The organism is Microbulbifer flavimaris (assembly GCF_001641755.2).
GTDB lineage: Bacteria > Pseudomonadota > Gammaproteobacteria > Pseudomonadales > Cellvibrionaceae > Microbulbifer > Microbulbifer flavimaris.
Map to the genome: position 1 here is coordinate 373,386 of NZ_LRFG02000001.1, position 18,706 is coordinate 392,091.

Annotated in this window: 18 protein-coding genes; 6 read left to right on the top strand and 12 right to left on the bottom strand. The window is 59.9% G+C overall.

The genetic code is table 11. From position 1 onward, the window contains the following. Positions 1–120: 120 nt before the first annotated feature. Positions 121–843: an acyltransferase gene (locus AWR36_RS01700; RefSeq protein ID WP_067081764.1), complete on the top strand. Its 723-nt coding sequence runs from the start codon at positions 121–123 to the stop codon at positions 841–843. 61 nt (positions 844–904) lie between these two features. After that, positions 905–1,414: a shikimate kinase gene (locus AWR36_RS01705; RefSeq protein ID WP_067080081.1), complete on the top strand. Its 510-nt coding sequence runs from the start codon at positions 905–907 to the stop codon at positions 1,412–1,414. A gap of 57 nt (positions 1,415–1,471) precedes the next feature. On the opposite strand, the gene AWR36_RS01710 is transcribed toward AWR36_RS01705, so the two are convergent. Then, a complete protein-coding gene (locus tag AWR36_RS01710) occupies positions 1,472–1,942 on the bottom strand; it encodes an Lrp/AsnC family transcriptional regulator (RefSeq protein WP_067080083.1) in 471 nt (156 codons plus the stop codon). 284 nt (positions 1,943–2,226) lie between these two features. Here AWR36_RS01710 and AWR36_RS01715 point away from each other — a divergent pair, with 284 nt between their 5' ends. Further along, on the top strand, positions 2,227–5,781 hold the full coding sequence (locus AWR36_RS01715; RefSeq protein WP_067080085.1) for an indolepyruvate ferredoxin oxidoreductase family protein: 3,555 nt from the start codon (positions 2,227–2,229) through the stop codon (positions 5,779–5,781). A gap of 75 nt (positions 5,782–5,856) precedes the next feature. On the opposite strand, the gene AWR36_RS01720 is transcribed toward AWR36_RS01715, so the two are convergent. Both AWR36_RS01720 and AWR36_RS01725 read right to left on the bottom strand, forming a co-directional pair. Beyond that, positions 5,857–7,134, bottom strand: a complete 1,278-nt coding sequence (locus AWR36_RS01720) for an OprO/OprP family phosphate-selective porin (protein ID WP_067080087.1) — start codon at positions 7,132–7,134, stop codon at positions 5,857–5,859. 68 nt (positions 7,135–7,202) lie between these two features. Continuing rightward, complete coding sequence (locus tag AWR36_RS01725) at positions 7,203–8,123, bottom strand: TraB/GumN family protein (RefSeq protein ID WP_067080089.1); 921 nt, start codon at positions 8,121–8,123, stop codon at positions 7,203–7,205. Between the two features lie 200 nt (positions 8,124–8,323). On the opposite strand from AWR36_RS01725, the gene AWR36_RS01730 reads away from it, so the two are divergent. Further along, on the top strand, positions 8,324–9,415 hold the full coding sequence (locus AWR36_RS01730; protein WP_082679333.1) for a glycosyltransferase: 1,092 nt from the start codon (positions 8,324–8,326) through the stop codon (positions 9,413–9,415). A gap of 64 nt (positions 9,416–9,479) precedes the next feature. Here the strand turns inward: AWR36_RS01730 and AWR36_RS01735 are convergent, their stop codons facing one another. The 5 genes from AWR36_RS01735 to AWR36_RS01755 form a co-directional block, all read right to left on the bottom strand. After that, a complete protein-coding gene (locus AWR36_RS01735) occupies positions 9,480–10,523 on the bottom strand; it encodes a glycosyltransferase family 4 protein (protein ID WP_067080092.1) in 1,044 nt (347 codons plus the stop codon). A gap of 140 nt (positions 10,524–10,663) precedes the next feature. After that, the gene (locus AWR36_RS01740; RefSeq protein WP_231745209.1) at positions 10,664–11,140 is read right to left on the bottom strand and encodes an acyloxyacyl hydrolase; all 477 of its coding nucleotides are present in this window, start codon (positions 11,138–11,140) and stop codon (positions 10,664–10,666) included. 194 nt (positions 11,141–11,334) lie between these two features. Next, positions 11,335–12,471, bottom strand: coding sequence for a sigma-70 family RNA polymerase sigma factor (locus AWR36_RS01745; protein WP_067080100.1), 1,137 nt, complete (start codon positions 12,469–12,471; stop codon positions 11,335–11,337). Between the two features lie 242 nt (positions 12,472–12,713). Then, positions 12,714–13,403: a YceI family protein gene (locus AWR36_RS01750; RefSeq protein WP_141398451.1), complete on the bottom strand. Its 690-nt coding sequence runs from the start codon at positions 13,401–13,403 to the stop codon at positions 12,714–12,716. A gap of 93 nt (positions 13,404–13,496) precedes the next feature. Beyond that, positions 13,497–13,916, bottom strand: a complete 420-nt coding sequence (locus tag AWR36_RS01755) for a hypothetical protein (RefSeq protein ID WP_141398452.1) — start codon at positions 13,914–13,916, stop codon at positions 13,497–13,499. Positions 13,917–14,071: 155 nt separating this feature from the next. Between AWR36_RS01755 and AWR36_RS01760 the strand changes: the two genes are divergently transcribed. Further along, positions 14,072–14,446, top strand: coding sequence for a hypothetical protein (locus AWR36_RS01760; protein WP_067080106.1), 375 nt, complete (start codon positions 14,072–14,074; stop codon positions 14,444–14,446). A 93-nt stretch (positions 14,447–14,539) separates the two neighbouring features. Beyond that, positions 14,540–14,920 carry a VOC family protein gene (locus tag AWR36_RS01765; RefSeq protein WP_067080108.1) on the top strand — a complete coding sequence of 127 codons (381 nt, stop codon included), beginning with the start codon at positions 14,540–14,542 and terminating at the stop codon, positions 14,918–14,920. 15 nt (positions 14,921–14,935) lie between these two features. On the opposite strand, the gene AWR36_RS01770 is transcribed toward AWR36_RS01765, so the two are convergent. The 4 genes from AWR36_RS01770 to AWR36_RS01785 form a co-directional block, all read right to left on the bottom strand. Further along, complete coding sequence (locus AWR36_RS01770) at positions 14,936–15,691, bottom strand: YciK family oxidoreductase (RefSeq protein ID WP_067080110.1); 756 nt, start codon at positions 15,689–15,691, stop codon at positions 14,936–14,938. Between the two features lie 66 nt (positions 15,692–15,757). Further along, the gene (locus AWR36_RS01775) at positions 15,758–16,426 is read right to left on the bottom strand and encodes an HAD-IA family hydrolase (protein WP_067080112.1); all 669 of its coding nucleotides are present in this window, start codon (positions 16,424–16,426) and stop codon (positions 15,758–15,760) included. A 15-nt stretch (positions 16,427–16,441) separates the two neighbouring features. Beyond that, the gene (gene ubiG / locus AWR36_RS01780) at positions 16,442–17,143 is read right to left on the bottom strand and encodes a bifunctional 2-polyprenyl-6-hydroxyphenol methylase/3-demethylubiquinol 3-O-methyltransferase UbiG (protein ID WP_067080114.1); all 702 of its coding nucleotides are present in this window, start codon (positions 17,141–17,143) and stop codon (positions 16,442–16,444) included. 99 nt (positions 17,144–17,242) lie between these two features. After that, a complete protein-coding gene (locus AWR36_RS01785; RefSeq protein WP_067080115.1) occupies positions 17,243–18,583 on the bottom strand; it encodes a TRZ/ATZ family hydrolase in 1,341 nt (446 codons plus the stop codon). Positions 18,584–18,706: the final 123 nt, after the last annotated feature.

Consider the following 18,706-nt stretch of genomic DNA (forward strand, 5'->3'; position numbering starts at 1 on the left):
AAAATCTTGGCGAGCGTGCGGCAACAGTAAACTGCCGGTTTGGTAAAAGCAATCGGGTCTTTGCGCGCTCTCCTTTCCCTGCTGAAGTGCGCGTGGAAAAGTCTGTTGGAGCAATCCCTGATGCGTAAGGACCATCGGCCCTATTGGCTCAAACAGTGGCAGTTGCGCCTGCGCAAGTGGCGGGTACGGCATTTCCTGTTGCCGGAGTTTGATGCCATTGGCTGTGAGCCTGAGATTATGGATCCTGGCTCGGTGCGCCTTTTTGGTAAAAATATCTGCGTTGGAGATTACCCGCACCTGATTTCAACGCCGGATAATTGCATCCGCCTGACCACCCTCGGGCACCGCGGCGGTGATGCATTTATCACTATCGGTGACTATGTCCTGATCTCACCGGGTGTGCGCATTTCCGCAGCCGAGTCCATCACCATTGGTGATGCCTGCATGATCGCAGCAAATGTCTATATCTCGGATTCGGACTGGCATGGCCTGTACAACCGCACCCGGCCATTTCGCTGCACGGCCCCCATCACGCTTGGAAACAACGTGTGGATTGGTGACAGCGCCATTGTTTGCAAAGGCGTGTCGATCGGCGACAATTCCGTCGTTGGTGCCGGTAGTGTCGTCACCAAAAGCGTGCCGGCCAATACTGTGGTAGCCGGCAATCCGGCCCGGGAGATCAAGTCCATCAATCCCCGTCGCCGCATGATCACGCGCGAGGCATTGTTCGCAGATGCCTTCCGCCAGAGTCACAATATGGATGGCCTGGATCGCATGCTTCTGGAAGGTAATTCGCTGCGCGGCTGGCTGCGGTCGGTATTTTTCCCCCGTCCGGGTGACTGAGGGTTAGGCTAACGGCTACAGTCAGCCAGATGGTGTTGCATTGCAGTAAAAAGTAAGAGAAATGAAAAATAATAAAAGTATTGTCCTGATCGGCATGCCGGGTGCCGGCAAGAGCACGGTGGGCGTGTTGCTGGCGAAAGAGCTGGCGCTGGACTTTGTGGACACCGATGTTTTGATTCAAACCCGCGAGGGCAAGACCCTGCAGGAAATCATGAATGAGAGTGACTATCTCAACCTGCGGCGTATCGAAGGGGAGGTGATCGCAGAGGCCGAGCTTCCCGGTTATGTGATCGCCACTGGCGGCAGCGCCGTGTACAGCGAGGCGGGCATGGCCAACCTGGGACGCTTTGGCCCCATTGTGTTCCTGAACTGCTCGGCGGAAGAGCTGCGCCGCCGCATACACAACTATGAGAGTCGGGGTATCGCCAAGGCCCCGGGGCAGTCGTTTGCAGAGCTGTTCGAGGAGCGCCAGGCGTTGTACCGCAAGTATGCGGATATCACGGTCGAATGTGATGGCTGTGATCTGCAGCAGGTACTGGATGCTGTATTGAGAGAGCTGAAAGCACTTTGAGCACAACAGTCCAGTGAAAGGTGTGCGGCGGCCTCTCGCCGCCGGCATCGATCACGCTCAGAGTGGCAGCTGAGTGGTGTACTTAACCTGCTTCAGGGCAAAGGTGGAATTGACGGAAGCCACGTTCGGCAGGTGCACCAGGGTGCGCTTCAGTAACTGCTCGTAATGCGCAACGCTGTCTACCACGACGCGCAGCAGGTAGTCCTTGTTGCCGCTGGTGGAATAGCACTCAACCACCTCCTGAACCCCCTGTACTGCGGACTCGAAGTTGTTCAGGGATTCCTCATCGTGGTTGTGTATCGTCACGTAGCAATGTACCGTGACCCCCAGGTCGAGTTTTTGCGGGTCGAGAAGGGTTACCCGGCCACGGATGATGCCCTCTGCTTCCAGGCGTTTGATGCGGCGCCAGCAGGGTGTGTGGGAAAGTCCCACTTTGTCTCCGAGTTCCGCCATGGAATAATCGGCGTTCTCCTGCAGCGCTCGCAGAATCTTGCGGTCAAAATCGTCCAGGTCTGTCGAACGCTTCATAAAAACTCCCATCCTACATAAACTATTCTAATCGAGATGACTGTCATAATTTTACGCGCTTCTGCGTAAATAAAGCAATGCTCTATTGCCCTTAAGCATCTAGTATGAACTGACCAGCCCGTCGCGGGTGAAGGCGAGGATTATCGCTTTCTGCGACCGGCGGGGGCAAGAGAGTCGCGCCAAAGAGGGCGCTACCCGCTCCCCGGGCGTGGCAGGAAAGCCGGAAGAATAATGATCAATAGTCCGAGATCAATCGAACTAGGGAAATAACCGGAAGTAGGTATATGAGTGAAGAAGTGCGCAACGCGCAGCAGCAGGAGTCTCCGCGCAGGAAGCAGGTCTCCCTGGACGACCGTTACACCACCCTGAAGGGGCGAGTGCTCCTCTCAGGCATTCAGGCGCTGGTTCGCCTGCCCATCGACCAAATGCGCATGGATCGGGAGCGCGGTCTCAATACGGCCACTTTTATCTCCGGTTATCGCGGCTCGCCGCTGGGCGGCTACGACCAGCAGCTTACCCGGGCCAAAAAACATCTCGAAGCATTCAATATCCGCTTTCAGCCCGGCGTCAATGAAGAGCTGGCCGCCACCGCCGTCTGGGGCTCCCAGCAGGTGGGCCTGTTTGATGGCGCCGAGGTCGATGGTGTCTGCGGCATCTGGTACGGCAAGACCCCCGGTGTCGATCGCTCCGGCGATGCCTTCCGCCACGCCAACGCGGCGGGTTCTTCCCCGAAAGGTGGTGCGCTGATCATCGCCGGTGACGACCACGGCTGTAAGTCCTCGTCCTACCCCGGCCAGTCCGAGTTCGCATTCGTTGATATGCATATTCCGGTACTGAACCCGGCGACGGTGCAGGAGGTACTGGACTACGGCCATTACGGACTCGAGCTGTCACGCTTCAGCGGCTGCTGGGTGGCCATGATCACGCTGGCGGAAAATATGGACAGCTCCTCCACGGTGGAGGTAGATCCGGATCGCGTGCAGTTCACTTATCCGGAAGTGGAGCGCCCCGAGGGCGGCCTCAATATCCGCAAGCAGGACAACCCGCTCGAGCAGGAAGAGCGCCTGTGGCGCTACAAGCGCCCCGCGGCACTGGCCTTCGCCCGCGCCAACCACTTGAACAAGGTGGTGCTGGAGAACCCACAGGCGACACTGGGTATTGTCAGCACCGGCAAGGCGCACCTGGATTTGATGCAGGCCCTGGAAGACATGGGTATCGACGAGCAACAGGCTCGCGACCTGGGTATCCGTATTCTGAAGGTAGGTATGACCTACCCGCTGGATGTGCCCGGGATCCAGGAGTTTGCCCGCGGCCTGGATTACCTGCTGGTGCTGGAGGAAAAACGGAGCCTGATGGAGGTACAGCTGAAAGAAGAGCTGTACAACGTGCACCTGAAGGATCCGAACTTCCCACGCATCATCGGGAAGGTGGATGAAAACGACCAGCCGCTGATGCCCATGTACGGGGAGTTGTCCCCGGCAGTAGTGGCTCAGGTGCTGGGCAAACTGCTCGGCGACAAGCTCGATGAGCGCGCCGGCCACCGCCTGATGCGCCTCACCGCGCTGGCGGAGCGTATCTCCCGCCAGTCGGGATCCAGCGTATCCCGCCTGCCCATGTTCTGTGCCGGCTGCCCCCACAACCGCTCCACCAAAGTGCCGGAGGGCAGCCGTGCCCTGGCCGGTATCGGTTGCCACTATATGGCCCAATGGCTGGATCGCGAGACCTACACCTTTACCCAGATGGGTGGGGAAGGGGTGAGCTGGGCAGGGCAGGCTCCCTTCACCAGTGAAAAGCATGTATTCGTCAACCTGGGTGACGGCACCTATTTTCACTCCGGTATTCTCGCCATTCGCGCCTCTATTGCCGCGAAGGTAAACATCACCTACAAAATCCTTTTCAATGACGCCGTCGCCATGACCGGTGGCCAGCCCCACGACGGGGAGCTGCACCCGGACATGATCTGTCGCCAGGTACTGGCCGAGGGCGTGCAGAAAGTGGTCTTGGTGATGGACAACAAGGACAAGTATCACGGCGCCCTGTCTTTCCCCCGTGAGGTTGAGATCCGCCACCGGGACGAAATGCCTCGGGTGATGGAAGAGCTGCGGGAGGTAGCGGGCTGCACTGTCATCATTTATGACCAGACCTGTGCCACCGAGCTGCGCAGAAAGCGCAAGCGCGGGCTCCTGCCCAAGGCTGAGGGGCGGCCCTTCATCAATGAGCGGGTCTGCGAGGGTTGCGGCGACTGTGTACAGCAGTCCAGCTGTATCGCGGTGGAAAAAGTGGAAACCGCCCTCGGTGACAAGCGCAGGATTAACCAGACCGCCTGTAACCAGGACATGTCCTGCCTCAACGGTTTCTGCCCCTCCTTCGTTACCGTCAAGGGCGGCCGGCTCAACAAGCGCGCCGGTGTCGGCGATGTGCTGCGCACCGAGGCGGAAAAACTGGATCGGCCACAGTTGCCCGGACTCGAGCAGCCCTTCAACCTGCTGGTGACCGGCGTCGGCGGTACCGGCGTCGTGACGATTGGTGCACTGCTGGCCATGGCCGCGCATATCGAAGGCAAGGCCAGTAGCACCCTGGACCAGACCGGTCTGGCCCAGAAGGGCGGGGCGGTATACTCCCACGTGCGCTTTGGCGCCCGCCCGGAGGATCTGAAGGCGGTGCGGATCTCTGATGGCCGTGCCGATGCTCTGATGGCCTGCGACCTGATTGCCGCTGGCAACCTGCCGGCGTGCCTGGCCAAGCTCGACGAGACCCACAGTCGGGCTGTGGTAAACACGCACCTGAGTCCCACTGCGGCTTCTGTTCTCGGCCGCGAGGATAGCCACTCTCCGCAGGCGGTACTGGATACCATTTCCGATGCGGTGAGCGAGATGGAGACTGTCGAAGGGCACCGCCTCACCAGTGCGGCCCTCGGCGATACCCTGACTGCCAATATCTTTATGCTGGGCTTCGCCTGGCAGAAGGGCCTGCTGCCGCTGGAGCAGGAGTCCCTGCTGCAGGCCATCGAGCTGAACGGTGTGGCGGTGGAGGCCAACCTGCAGGGCTTTGCTGCCGGTCGCCTGGCCGCTGGCAACCGCCCGGCGCTGGACAAACTGCTCCACGCCGAAAAGCGTGGTCAGCAACTGCCTCAGGGGCTGGAAGCCCTGGTCGCACACCGCTCTACCCACCTGGCCGGGTACCAGAACGACGCTCTCGCCGTTCGTTATCGGGCACTGGTGGACCGGGTGAAATCCGCGGAGATCATCAAGGTCCCGGGCAGTGAAGCCCTGGCCGAGGTGGTTGCGCGCAACTATGCCAAGCTGCTCGCTTACAAGGACGAGTACGAAGTGGCTCGCCTGTATACGGATGGCCGTTTCATTCAGGAACTGAAAGAGAATTTCACCGGTGATTACGCCCTGGAGTTCAACCTGGCTCCGCCACTGCTGGCCCGCTTCGACAAGGGATTGGGGCGCCCGCGCAAGATGCAGTTTGGTGGCTGGATGTTCAAGGCCTTTGGCGTTCTCGCCAAGCTTAAGTTCCTGCGCGGCACGCCGCTGGATGTGTTCGGTTATACCGCCGAGCGCAAGATGGAGCGCGCGTTGATCGGGGAGTATGAAGCCCTGGTGGATCGTGTTATCGGTGGCCTAAATGCCGAGAATCATGCCGCAGCCATCGAGCTGCTGGGTTATCCGGACCTGATCCGTGGCTACGGCCCGGTCAAGGAGGAAAACCTGGTCAAGGCGCGAGCACTGCGGGACGCTGCACTGGAGCGGTTTGAAAACCCCCGTAGCGGTGCCGGCACTAGTGTGGGCAAGGTAGAGGTCTTCGACCCGGCTACCGCCCAGCAGGTTGGTTGAATACGGTATGAAACATAAAAAAACGGGGCCCTGAGCCCCGTTTTTTTATGTCGCCACTTCAAGCATGCTTTGAGGTTACCAGCTCATCTGCGCACGAATACCCAGCTGGTCGGTCCCATCACCGGTGAAATCATTGTCGCCAAACCGGAGGTTGAGCATGAAGCGCACTTTCGGGTTGTGGTAGTAATTGATCCCCACAATCCAGCTGTCTGCCTCCAGGTCGGCGATCTCATCATTCTGGATGCTTTCATAGCGCGCGGTGATCTCCCAGGCGCCCCAGGGACTGCTGGGCTTCGCTGACTTGAACACCCCTTTCTTGCTGTTATAGGGCTTGTGCTCGCCAGTGATCAGCCAGCTCCCCTGTATATACCAGGCATGCACATCCTGGTCGCCTATATAACAGCCAAAGTCCGCGTCGCATTCGAAGGTGGGCGGCGCGTCGAACAACTCTTCAAAAAACACCTCAGACAGGAAGTAGTCACCATCGTAATCGCCGTAAGCGTATTCCATCTGTGCATAGAAGGGCCCCCAGGTGCCCGCCAGTTCCAAGCCGGCAATACCCACTGAGCCCCCCTGACGTCCGAGGAAAAACTCCTCGTCGCCAAACTCACCGAAAAAGAACTCCTCATCTCCGGGGGTGAGGGCGATCAGCTGGCTGGGCCCCCGGCGACCGGCGTAGTCGGCGTCTGCCTCCAGTGGCTCGGAATCCCGGTTGGCGTTTTCATAGCTGTAGGAGAAGCCGAAATGGACGGTGCTATGTTCGTCATTGATCGGGGCCCAGGTAAAACGGCCTGCTGCCCCAACACCCTCATTCCTTGGTGTGGAGGCGTCACGTAAGTTGAATGCCATGACACCTGCGGTGTAGCAGTCCCAGTGGTTATTCCAGCCGATACCCTGTTGGAACTGGCGACCGTCGTACAACCCTGTTGGTGTGGTGAAGGGGCGCTCCAGCATGAGGATCTCGTTGGAGCTGGTGAGTTCTTCCATGGCGCGGAACGGCTTGAAGTGGCCGACCCGGATTGTGCCCCCATAGAAATCATGTCCAATCCAGACCTCGCGAAATCCTGCCCGGGTATCGCCGGACGTGAACTCCTGTTCCAGCTTGTACTGGAAGGTGTAGGCCTCTCCCTCGAGAGTGATCCGCGCGCGCCGGAATTCGGTGGCGCTGACCGGGTCTTCGATATCGGGATCGAACAGGTAGGTATCAAAATGGATGCGGCCACCGAGTTCGGCGGAGAAATTGCCGTCGTCAGAGACAATCTCGAGACGGCCTTTGGTCTTGGCCTCATCTCCCCAGCTGGATGCGCTGATGGCGGCGGCAAGAAGCACGCTGGCCGGAGTAGCGATGTTCACAAAAACCTCCCTGTATCAACCGGAGCAAATATCCCGCTTCCTGCAGGATATTGGCAGTCTAGCAGTGACTAGATCTCGGTAATGCGAAAATGGCGTTTTTCCAGCTCCTTGAGCACGCTTTTTTCCCCGACCAGATGTCCCGCTCCAACAATGACAAAGAGGGTGTCATGCAATTTGCTGGCCTCGGCAATTCCAGCTGCCATATGACGGTTTCGTTTAAAAAACATGACTTCAAACAACGAGGAAAATTCCGGGTTTTCCTCGAGTTCATCGGCAATGATGAGGCGATGCATGGCTTCCGCATCGCCACTTTTCCAGGCCGACATCATGCCGGGAATTACGGTGTCGATCTCCTCCAGCTGTTGCAGGGTCTGTTGTAGCAGGAGGTCGGGATTTTCCAGGTTATTCAAGAGAGCGAGCTGTTCCATCACCCCCTCGAGTTCGAGTACTTTTTTATCGCCCTGCCGGTGCGCTTTTTGCAGAAAGTGGCGGTCGATACCCAGCTGTGGATTCAGGCCGCGGGCCTGCAGCTCCACCATGCTGAGGGTGATCATGGCAATGGCAGGGCGCTGGCGGACGAACATGGCCTCTGGCACTTGGCGGCTGCTGAGCCAGGCCTGCAATTGCTGATAGGTTTCCGGGGACAGCTCATCGCGCAGGCTCCTTCCGTCGGTGTACAGTGACTGCTGCATGATCTGTTGCTGAAGGGCAGGATTCTGTTCGGCTTGTAAAATGTCCGCTTCCACTGCAAGTGCCTCACTCTGCTCGTAAGCCTGGAGGATGTCACCACGCAGTGGATAGAAGTCTGGCGTCGCCAGATGTACTGAACCGAGCAGGTAGATTCGCTGCCCATCCTTTTCTGCCATCCAGAAAAGGCCCCGATCCTCCGCAGTTTGTGCCGCACCGGAAAAGAGCAGGAGCAGTAACAGGGTATACGCCGTGAAGAGTTTTCTGTGGGGCGAGCAGAGGTCTATTCGAGAGTGGATCATGTTGAGGCTTCCTGCTGTTATTTGGGTCAAGTCCAGACACCCATCTTAACGGTGGACAGGCGGTGACAGCGAGTGTAAATAAACCCCTGGAATGCGACATTGTGAAAATGTGGCGCATCACTCGGCAAATTTTGCTAGTTGACGCAGAATATGCCCCGCAGGTTGTCCGTAAATAATAAGTACAAAGGTTGAACAGTATCATGCGGGTTTTACAGGCGGTTCCGCGAATAGACGATTCGCCAGAGGGGCGCGCTGCCCTCGGGTTGGGCCAGGAGCTGGTGCGCCTGGGCCATGAATCAATGGTTGTCTCTGCCGGTGGGGAATTAAAGGATCGCCTGGTGGTAAGGGGCTCCCAGCACCTGGACATGCCAATGGATCGCCGCAGTATCTGGTCGCTCAGGCTGGTGCGCCCATTGCGCCGGCTGCTTGTCGACCAGAACATAGACGTGGTGCATGCCCGTGCACCGCTACCCGCCTGGTTACTCTGGTTGGCAATCCGGGGGCTGCCTGAGACGCGGCGTCCGAGATTTATCACCTCGGCGCACCGGGTGTATGGCGGTGGCTTTTTCAACAGTATTATGGCTGCCGGCCAGCAGGTGATAGCGGTCTCCGAATTTGTCGCAGAACAGTTGCGGCGGAATTTCAGTAAGAAACTGGCAGCACCGCCGGAAATCGTGACCGGCGGCATCAACACCCGCGAGCTCGATCGGAACGCGCCGGTATCCGGACACTGGCACCAGCGGCTGCTCAATGATTTCCCACAGCTGGAGGGGCGCAACTGGCTGCTGATGCCCGCACCGCTGGCCCCGGGTAATGGACACCAGCAGTTTCTGGAGATGCTCTCTGCACTGGGCCGGGAGCGGGGCGATACGTTTGGCCTGATTGTGGGGGAAGTGCCAGCGGGAGGCGCCAGGTACGCGCGCAAGCTGGAGCGCCTCGCACTTGAGCTGGGGCTCAGCGACAAGGTGCTCTTTATGGGGCCGCGACGCGATATGCGGGAGCTCTATGCCAGCGCCCGGATTACCTACTGCCTTAACGAGAAGCCGCTGGCTTATGGTCGAATCGTGGCTGAGGCCCTGGCGATGCACTGCCCGGTTATCGCCTACCGGCTGGGAGGAGTCGCGGAGTTGCTGCAGCGATATTTCCCCCGCGGCCTGGTGGATGCCGGGGACAGGGAAGGACTTTTGCAGGCAACAGTCGACGTGCTCGATGGCCCCGCCCAGGTCGATTCCAGGGGGCTGAGCCTGGAGGATATGTCGCAGCAGGTGCTGTCGCTTTACGCGCGGGCCTGACCTGCGGCGTGTCCTGAAGGTGTGTCGTCTCCGGGGGCCGCCAGAGAGGTTGTTCAATAAGTTGTCACCCTGGTTTTTCACTCGCGTGTTTTCTCGACCCCTCCCTCACGACTCGCGTGTAGACCTCCCAGGTCGCACGCCCCATCGCATCCAGTGTCAGCTGGTCGCCAGCCCGCTCGAAGCTCCCTGTGAACTGGCTTTGCAGCAGCCCTAGGTTGCTCAGGGCCTGCTGTAGCTTCTGTTCGAGGCTAAGGGGGTGCACATTGTCCAGGATGAATTGCGGGGGAATGTACCGGTCTGCGTCGCCAGTGTTGGGTGTGATTACCGGGCAGCGGTGTAGCAGGGCCTCAATCCAGTCGAAGGGGGGATTGCCCGCGCAGCTGGTTATCACCAGCAGGTCCGTCTCCGAAAGCAGCCGGGCGGTCGATTGGCCGTCGCCGATAAATTGCACCCGCTGCGCCAGCCCCAGATCGCTGGCCAGCCGTTTCAGGGCATTGCCCTCGGGACCGTCGCCGGCAACGGTGAGTTCTGCCTCGGGGAGGCCCGGGAGCGCGTTCAGAAGGTGGTCGAGTCCGCAGAGTTTTACCAGTCGGCCTGAGAACAGCAGTTGCGGCGCTTGTCGTCGCAGGGTCCCTGCGGGGCTGAGGGGGGCGCTGGCAGTTGCGCCATTGGGAATCACGTTCCAGTCGAGGCGGGAGTTCTCCACCACCGAGTGACTGACGGCAATTCTGGCATCGAAAGCGCTGGAGAGCTTGTCCCGAGGATGGCGCAAATTGTGCCGGGTGATCACCTGTCGGGCACTGGAGTACTTCTGTACAGCTGCGAGCAGCTGGGCAGATTTGCTGCCGTGGCCGTGGGCGATCTGAAATCCGCCGCTCCTGAGGTGGCTCGTCAGCCGCCAGGCCAGGTTGGGATGGTGGCGGTTGCGATCCGTATTGAGAGCCAGGAAACGCACCGAGGGATCCAGGCTTTCCCGGTAGCGCGGATGGGCAATGACAGCGATCTCTGCCCCGGTGTTGCGCACCTGCCAGCGAGACAGCTCGGCGACATGACGAGCGAGGCCGTCGTGCTCACGGCTGGCGATGAGATGACAAATTTTATCGATCATTGGGTCAGTTCCATGCCCGGCGGTTTTTCTTCTATTGCCGGGATTATTGCGGCCGCTTTGGCGCGCTTTTTTATGGGCTGATGGTCCCAATATGCGATGACAGCTGTTTGAATGGGGGATGACTGTTTGGTGACAGACCGTTAGAAGTTGAAGTGCCAGTTTAGCGAGGCGAAATCAAAACCTGGGTTGGGGGTATTGGTGTAGGCGTTGGAGAAGTGGCTGTAGCGCACCGTGGCAACGGCCCCGTTCTGCAGGCGATAGCCCGCCGCAAAATGCAGCGCGAAGTTGCCGTGGGTCGTGAGTTCGATATCGCCAAAGTTCTTTTCGCTCAAATAGGCGGCACCGACGCCGGCTTCACCGAACAGGCCCTCCGCCCTCGGCTTGGGATACCAGCGCAGCACCGGCTTGAGTTCAACTACATTCTGCTCCTGCCGCTCGCCGAGGTGATCCAGGCGCAGGTGTGAGTAGCTGCCCTGGGCCCACCACTGCCAGAGACCGGATGTCAGCGGGAATTCAGCGAAGTTGATTGCGTAATTGATGCCGGCCATTTCTGCACTGGAAATGGAGTCTTGCTGGATCAGTGCGTCTCCCAGGCCCTTGCCTGCACTGAATATCACTTCCTGTTCCCCACGGGCATCCGGGGCTGTAACCAATAGGCAAAAAAACAGGATGGATAGCAGTCGCATGATGGGCTGTGCAGGTTGTTATCGGTTGTTGCGCAGAGAGCAAATAACAGCCTAGCTGCTTGCGCGCACTTGGCAAGCCATGAGTTCTGGCATTCAGGTTTCGGCAGGGAGCGGGGCAGGGCGCATCAGCGCCACTGCCGCCGCAGTTGTCGGATGGCATCGGAATGCAGCTGGCGGGCTCGCTCCTGGCTGAGGCCCAGCTGCTCCCCAATGACCCGGAATGAGCAGTCGCGATCAGACATCAGTCCGTAACGCAGGTTGAGCACGGTGCGCTGTCGCGGGGGTAGCCGGTCGACAGCCTCGCGCAGCCGCTGGGCCAGCTCCTGATTGGTCACCAGTTCATCGGTGTTATAAATCTCGTCCGCGGGCGCGTAGTCCAGCTTGGTGCTGCTCTGGTCTTCCGCCACCGGATCGTCGAGAGAACCGGTAGGGCCGGGCAGCTTCAGCAGGCTCTGCACCCGCTCCAGGTCCAGACCGGCCTGAACGGCAATGTGTTCATCGGTAGCTGTAGCGCCCCTGGCGCGTAACTCGCTGATGGCGCGATAAATCGCCCGCAGGTCGTCCTGCACATTCGCCGGTTGGCGCACGATGTCGTCATTGCGGCGCAGGGCCAATTGGATTTCCTGTTGTATCCACCAATAGGCGTAAGTGGAAAACCGGTAGCCCATCTGTGGCTTGAAGCGCTCGATCGCTTTCATCAAGCCGACATTGCCCTCCTGGATCAGATCGATAAAGGGCACAGCCGGATTGCGAAATCGCTTGGCGATGGCAATCACCAGGCGCAGGTTGCACTGGATGAGCTTCTTGCGCTGTTGCTGAAACCGGCGAAGTAAGCTGCGCAAGGCCGTGCGATCCCGTTGTGAAACCTTGCCTTTCTCCAGCAGGTTCTCAGCCTGGGCGATGATCAGGCCGTGGTCGTAGGCACCGGTGCTGCCTCGTTGCTCGACGCCCTCGCTGCGCAAGTCCACCAGCTCAATACCGCGTTTTTGCAGCAGCGCGATGATTTTGTCTTCCAGTTCCCGCAGCAGGCAGGTTGTGGTGTGTTCCTCCTCTGGTGTGAGCAGATCCAGCCGGTACAGATGCTTGAGATAACTCTGCATTGGCGTGCTGCCGGATTCGCCAGCCCGTTCCGCCGGCTCCTGTGTCTGTTCAGTCTCCGTAGAACCGTTATTGAGCGCCTTGTCGGGCCCGGTTCCGGAGACCAGTTCGTCTGTGTCCTTCAGCCATGCTTCATCCCTTGAGTAAGTGTTTTCTCGGGACAACTGAATACACCTTCTGTTGAGTACATCATCGCCATGCACACGGCTGCCCCTGTGCTTGGCGTCTCTTTCCTTTTGACTATAGGTGAAGGTAGAAATTCGCGCCGGGCAAATGCTGACCGACAGGTTTTCACTGAGGGGTACCGGGGGAGGACCCTGTGCTCGAATTTGCCGCCGGGGAGCTCATGTTTCCAGATTGATGCAAAAGGGTGATGGGGCGCCCCCGAATACAGGCCCGAATTTGGTCACCTGGTGCGAATATCGAAACTGAAGTCGATCCGCTCGCCGACCCGCAGGGCTCCCAGAGCAACACTGAACGGCTCTAGGCCCAGCTGTGCGTGAGAGAGGCTAAAGCTGCCGCTGGCGCGCACGCTGCCACTGCTGACGGTAACGGTTGCGGGCAACCTCAGCGGAATGATCCGCCCCCGCAGGTGAAGCCTCGCGGCGATCAGGACTTTCTGGGCGGCAGAGACATCGCTCAGCCTGGCCTTTCCGGTAAGGCGGATGGTCGGAAACCGGGAAGCCTGCAGCTGGCGCTCTCCGAGCATATTGGCACGGGTCCCGGCAATATCCTCGCTGCTCAGCTGTGACGAGAACTCGCGTCCGTAGCGGCGCCGCAGTGCGGGTGGGTCAACCTCGAGGCGCTGCAGTGGAATCTCCAATGTAAATTCGGACAATTGGGTTGCGTCACGAAGTGTGACGCTGCCGCGAATATTTGTCGCGCGAATCACATGGTTGTGTCCCAGGTGGGCCATGGGCCCGCTGCGGTACACCCGCCAGTGAATGTCCGAAGCCGCAGAGAGCGGGAGTACCTGCTCCGCCACCAGGTGGCTGGAAAACAGGCCCATGAACATTGCCAGGCTCAGGGGAAGGCCCAGGACCAGTTGGCGATAAAGGCAGGGGGGGTGACGAAGGCGAAGTAAACTGGAAACCACAGTGCGAACCTCCTGACGGCTGATGCAGCTGTGGTGTCCAGCATAGTGCGGGCTTACAGTCGGGAGTAAGCCGCAATGCAGCGAACGACCGGGTCAGCGTTCGCGCTTAACCCGGATCTTACGCCCCCCTCCAGTGGATTTCATGAAGAAAGAGCCGAACAGGCCGCGTTCCACCACGACACTGTCACCGGCATCCCACAAGATCCTGCCGCTGTCGTTCTGGCGCCAGACCTGGCCGTTGTCCAGAACGATGATGGCCTTGCCGTAAGCGCCTTTCTGGATCGCCTTCACCTGTGCTGTGATTTGCTCCGGTGCCTCTTCTACGATGCGCTTCTGTTCCTGGCCAAAAATGTCCTCCGCGCGGGCGTCGAGACTCTTGCTCAAGGCGTCGTAGCAGGCGAGCCGCTCATTATCGGACTTGATCGATGCGCAGCCTCGCATCTGGTTTGTTAGCGAGTCCGCACTGGCGCCGCAAGCCAGTACGAACAGGGAAAGAAAGAGAGTTAATCGCATATTGACAGTTGACCTGATGGTTTTCGCATAATTTTGCCTCAGGGTTGTCCGGCGGACAAATAAAAACGTGCGGGTAGTCACGTTTTTGAACCCTGTCACCATGGAACAATACTCGACTCTTATAACCATAAATTCACACTTTCAGGGGTTGGAAAATGAAAAAAATCATTATTCCCGCAATCGTGATTGCCGCAGTCGGTGGTTACCTGTACTACCAGAATATGGAACCTGCGGGCAGCGAGGCTGAGATTGCCAGTGAGGTCCAGTCCGCCGTAGAGGAAGCTGGCGCTGCGGTAGAGGAAGCGGCTGAGGAAGCGGTTGTCGCAGCCAAAGACAGCGAGATGATGCCGACCGAGGGTGATGTCTTCGCCGATGCCCCCGAGCACATGATGGAGTCCGCCGAAGACATGGCGGAAGAGGTTGCAGACTCTGCCGAAGAGGCAATGGACACTGTGGCCGCTGAATCTGAAGAAGTGGCTGAAGAGGTTGCCGACGAGGTAGAAGAGGCCATTGATCACAGCGAGGAGTAATGCCTCCGGGAGTGATCAGATACCCGGGCAGCGCCCGGGTATTTTTTTGCCTGTAATCTGGGCAGCCAGAATAGCTTACCGGGAGAGCGCCGCATGAACCTGAATCAGGTCACCCTGCCGGTCCGCGATATGGCAGAGGCCGCGGCCTTTTACCGGCGGCTGGGTTTCGTCCAGATCGTGGACACGCCTCACTACGCCCGCTTTGAGAGTACAGACGGCGGGGCCACGTTCTCACTGCAACTGAGTGATGAGAAGTTCCACAATGGTGCGGTGATTTATTTTGAGCTCGAGGCGCTGGATACGCTGGTTGAGGAGCTGCAGCATCGGGGCGTGGAGTTTGCCCAGCTGCCGCAGGATATGCGCTGGCGCTGGCGGGAAGCGGTGCTGTTCGATCCTAGTGGAAACAAGGTAAAACTCTACTGGGCGGGGGAGGATCGCCTCCACCCGCCGTGGCGCACAGAAATCCGCGACTGAGCCGGCAGGGGATGCTCAGCCCTGTGCGTTGAACTGCTTGCCACTGACCCCGCGGCTATCATCGCCCATGAGGTAGAGGTAGGTGGGCATGATATCTTCCGCGCTGGTGACCGTCCGCGGATCCTCGGCGGGATAGGCGGCGGCGCGCATATTGGTGCGGGTGGCGCCCGGGTTGATGCTGTTGACGCGGGTATTGGAAACGCCATCCAGTTCGTCCGCCAGTACCTGCATCAGTCCCTCGGTAGCGAACTTCGAGACCGCATATGCGCCCCAGAAGGCGCGTCCCTTCAGGCCGACACCGGACCCGGTAAACACGACAGAGCCCGCTTCGGACTTCTCGAGCAGAGGCAGGAGTGTTTTCGTCAGGCCGAAAGCGGCGTTGACGTTAACCCGCATCACCTGTTCCCAGGTGGCGAAATGGTAATTGGCGATGGGGGTGCGCTGACCGAGAACACCGGCGTTATGCAGCAGGCCGTCGAGCCGGCCGAACTCCTGATCCACTGCCTCGGCAAAGTGCTCGAAGGTCTCGATCTGTGCCTCGTTCAGATCCATCGGAAAAATCGCCGGCTGCGGCCCCCCCGCTTGCTCAATTTCGTCGTAAACCGCCTCGAGCTTTGCGGTGGTGCGCCCGAGCAGTATCACCGTGGCCCCATGGGCGGCAAATGTCCTGGCGGCAATCCGGCCGATACCATCGCCGGCTCCGGTCACGAGAATGACCTTGTCCTTCAGGAGGTCTGGGGCAGGGGTGTAGTTACCGATGGTCTCAGACATGGGGTTCCTTTTGCTTCGTTGTTCCGTTCATGGGGCGCTTGGGGTGATGTCGTGCCCGGCGCGGCTTCAGTTGTCAGCCATGTAGTGCTCTTGGAGCAGGGGCCAGATCTGTTCAGCACGGTCGACCAGGTGATCTGCATTCCAGTTGGCGGCGCTGTCACCGGCATCGATATAACCGTAGCTGCAGGCAATGGTTGGCATGCCCGCGGCCTTGCCTGCTTCGATATCCCGCTCGTGATCGCCCACATAAACCGCCTGTTCCGGTGTGCAACCGATATGCGAGCAGGCGAGATAAATCGGCTCCGGGTGGGGCTTGCGGTTGGTGACATCATCGGGGCAGACGATGGCGCCGGGCTTGGGAAAATGGGAGAAAGCCTGCATTAGTGGAATCGTGTAGGCGGCGGGCTTGTTGGTCACGACACCCCAGGCGATATCGTGTGCGGCCAGCTTCTTGAGCAGGTCCTCGATACCGGGGAATGGCACGGTGTGCTCTGCCAGGTGGGCGAGATAGAGATCCAGGAACCGCTGGCGCAGGCCTTCAAACACCGGGTCATCCTCGTCGCGGCCAAAGGCCAGCTTGACCATGGCCCGGGCGCCATTGGAGACCACGGCGCGGATGGCCTCCCCCGGCAGGGGTGGCAGTTGTTCCTGGTGGCGCAACTGGTTCAGCACCACGATAAAGTCGGGGGCGGTATCGAACAGAGTGCCATCGAGATCGAATAAAACTGCTTTCATGCTACTTCCGTCGGATCAGGGCGCCTTGGTGGCGTGCACCAGGTAGTTAACGTCCACATCCCGGGGGTCCAGTTTGTAGGTGCGGGTGAGCGGATTGTAGGTCATCCCGGTAATATCCCGCGTTTCCAGCCCCGCGGCCCGGATCCAGGCGCCCATCTCTGAGGGGCGGATGAATTTGCTGTATTCGTGGGTGCCCTTGGGCAGTAAACGCAGTACATACTCCGCGCCGACCACGGCAAACAGCCAACTTTTGGGCGTGCGGTTGATGGTAGAGAAAAACAGCTGCCCGCCGGGTTTGACCAGCGCCGCGCAGGCGCGGATGACAGAAGCCGGGTCTGGCACATGTTCCAGCATCTCGAGGCAGGTGACGATATCGAAGCTGGCCGGTTGCTCCTCTGCCAGGTCCTCGACGGACACCTGCCGGTAGTTGATCTGCAGCTCGCTCTCCAGCGCGTGGAGTTTTGCCACATTGAGGGGTGCCTCGCCCATATCAATACCGGAGACCTCGGCGCCTCGCTGGGCCATGGCTTCGGTGAGGATGCCGCCACCACAGCCCACGTCCAGCAGCTTCTTGCCGGCAACCGGTGCCCGCTGGTCGATATAGTTGGCGCGCAGCGGATTGATATCGTGCAGCGGCTTGAACTCGCCCGCACGGTCCCACCAGCGGCTGGCGAGTTGTTCAAACTTGGCGATTTCGGCCGGATCTACGTTGCTCATGGGATGTCCGTTTGCCCCTTGGTGGTTGCTCAAGGCCGGGAAGCGCAGTTGCGAAGGACATCCCGGCCCCTCTGGTCGACGTGTTTGCCTGTAAAGCGCTCAGGTCGACAGGCCGGCGATTCTAGCACGCCAGTCCTGCGCCCGTTGTACCAGCTCTGCCTCGTTGAGCGTGGTGAGCTGGCGCTGGTCCAGCAGTTGCCGGCCGGCGACCCACACATCGGTAACCAGGTGGCCGCTGCCGGTGTAGACCAGTTGAGAGATGGGGTCGTGCAGCGGCTGTTGCTCCAGTCCGCCCAGGTCGACGGCGGCCAGGTCCGCGTATTTGCCGGGTTCCAGGCTGCCGGTGCGATCTTCGATGCCCAGGGCCCGCGCGCCATGGATGGTGGCCATGGCCAGTGCCTGCCGGGCGGGCAGGGCGTCGGCGCGTCCGCTGACGGCCTTGGCGAGCAGGGCTGCCGTGTTGGCTTCGGCAAATAAGTCGAGGCCGTTATTGCTGGCGGCGCCGTCGGTGCCGAGGGCGACATTGATTCCTGCGTCCAGCAGATCGCTTGCAGGGCAGAACCCCGAGGCGAGCTTGAGGTTGGACCGCGGGCAGTGGGCCACGTGGGCGCCACTTTCCCGCAGCAATGCCACATCTCGATCCTCGACCGCGGTCATATGCACGCAGAGCGTTTGCGGCGAGAGGAGGCCCAGCCGATAGAGGCGCTCGGTCGGGCGCTCGCCGTGCTCATCAACTGCCCGCTCAACTTCCGCCGCCGTCTCGTGCAGGTGCATTTGCACCGGGATCTGTGCCTCGGCGGCATAGACAGCAATTTTCTCCAGCGTTTCATCTCCCACCGTATAGGGGGCGTGGGGGGCGAACACCACGTCGATGCGCTCATGGGCGCGGTAGTCGTCCCGAAGTGCCAGGCCCTTCTGCAGGGCATCCTCACCATTGCGACTCCAGGGGGTTGGCGCGTCGATGACAGGGAAGGCGATCTGGGCCCGCATACCGGTCTCCCGGGCCACCAGTGCGGTGGCCTCGGGGAAAAAGTACTGGTCGGAAAAGGTCGTGGTTCCGGAGCGGAGCATTTCTGCCACGGCGAGCCGGCTGCCGTCTGCCACAAAGGCCGGGTTCACCCATTTCTGCTCCGCCGGCCAGATATGCTGCTGCAGCCATTCCATCAATGGCCGGTCGTCGGCGTAGCCTCGCAGCAGTGTCATGGCGGCGTGAGTATGGGTATTGATCAGGCCGGGGATAAGGACGTGGTGATCCAGTTGCACGGTTTCGCCGGCCCGATAGCGCCGGGCTGCCTCTGCCGACGGCAGAATTGCCTGAATGCGTCCATCCCTGATTGCCAGTGCACAATTTTCGTACACCTTGTCGGCGGGAACGACGGGAATAATCCAGCGGGCGTGGATCAGGGTGTCCACGTAAGGGGGTTGCTCGGGTGCGGGCATAGTGCGCTCAGTGTCCGTTCTCGGGCGGTCGACTTTAGCGGCGTGCCCGGGAAGGAACAAGTCGACCTCTGGGCGTCCTCCCCGGCGCCAAGTATGGTAACATTGCGCGCTTGATCGAATCCC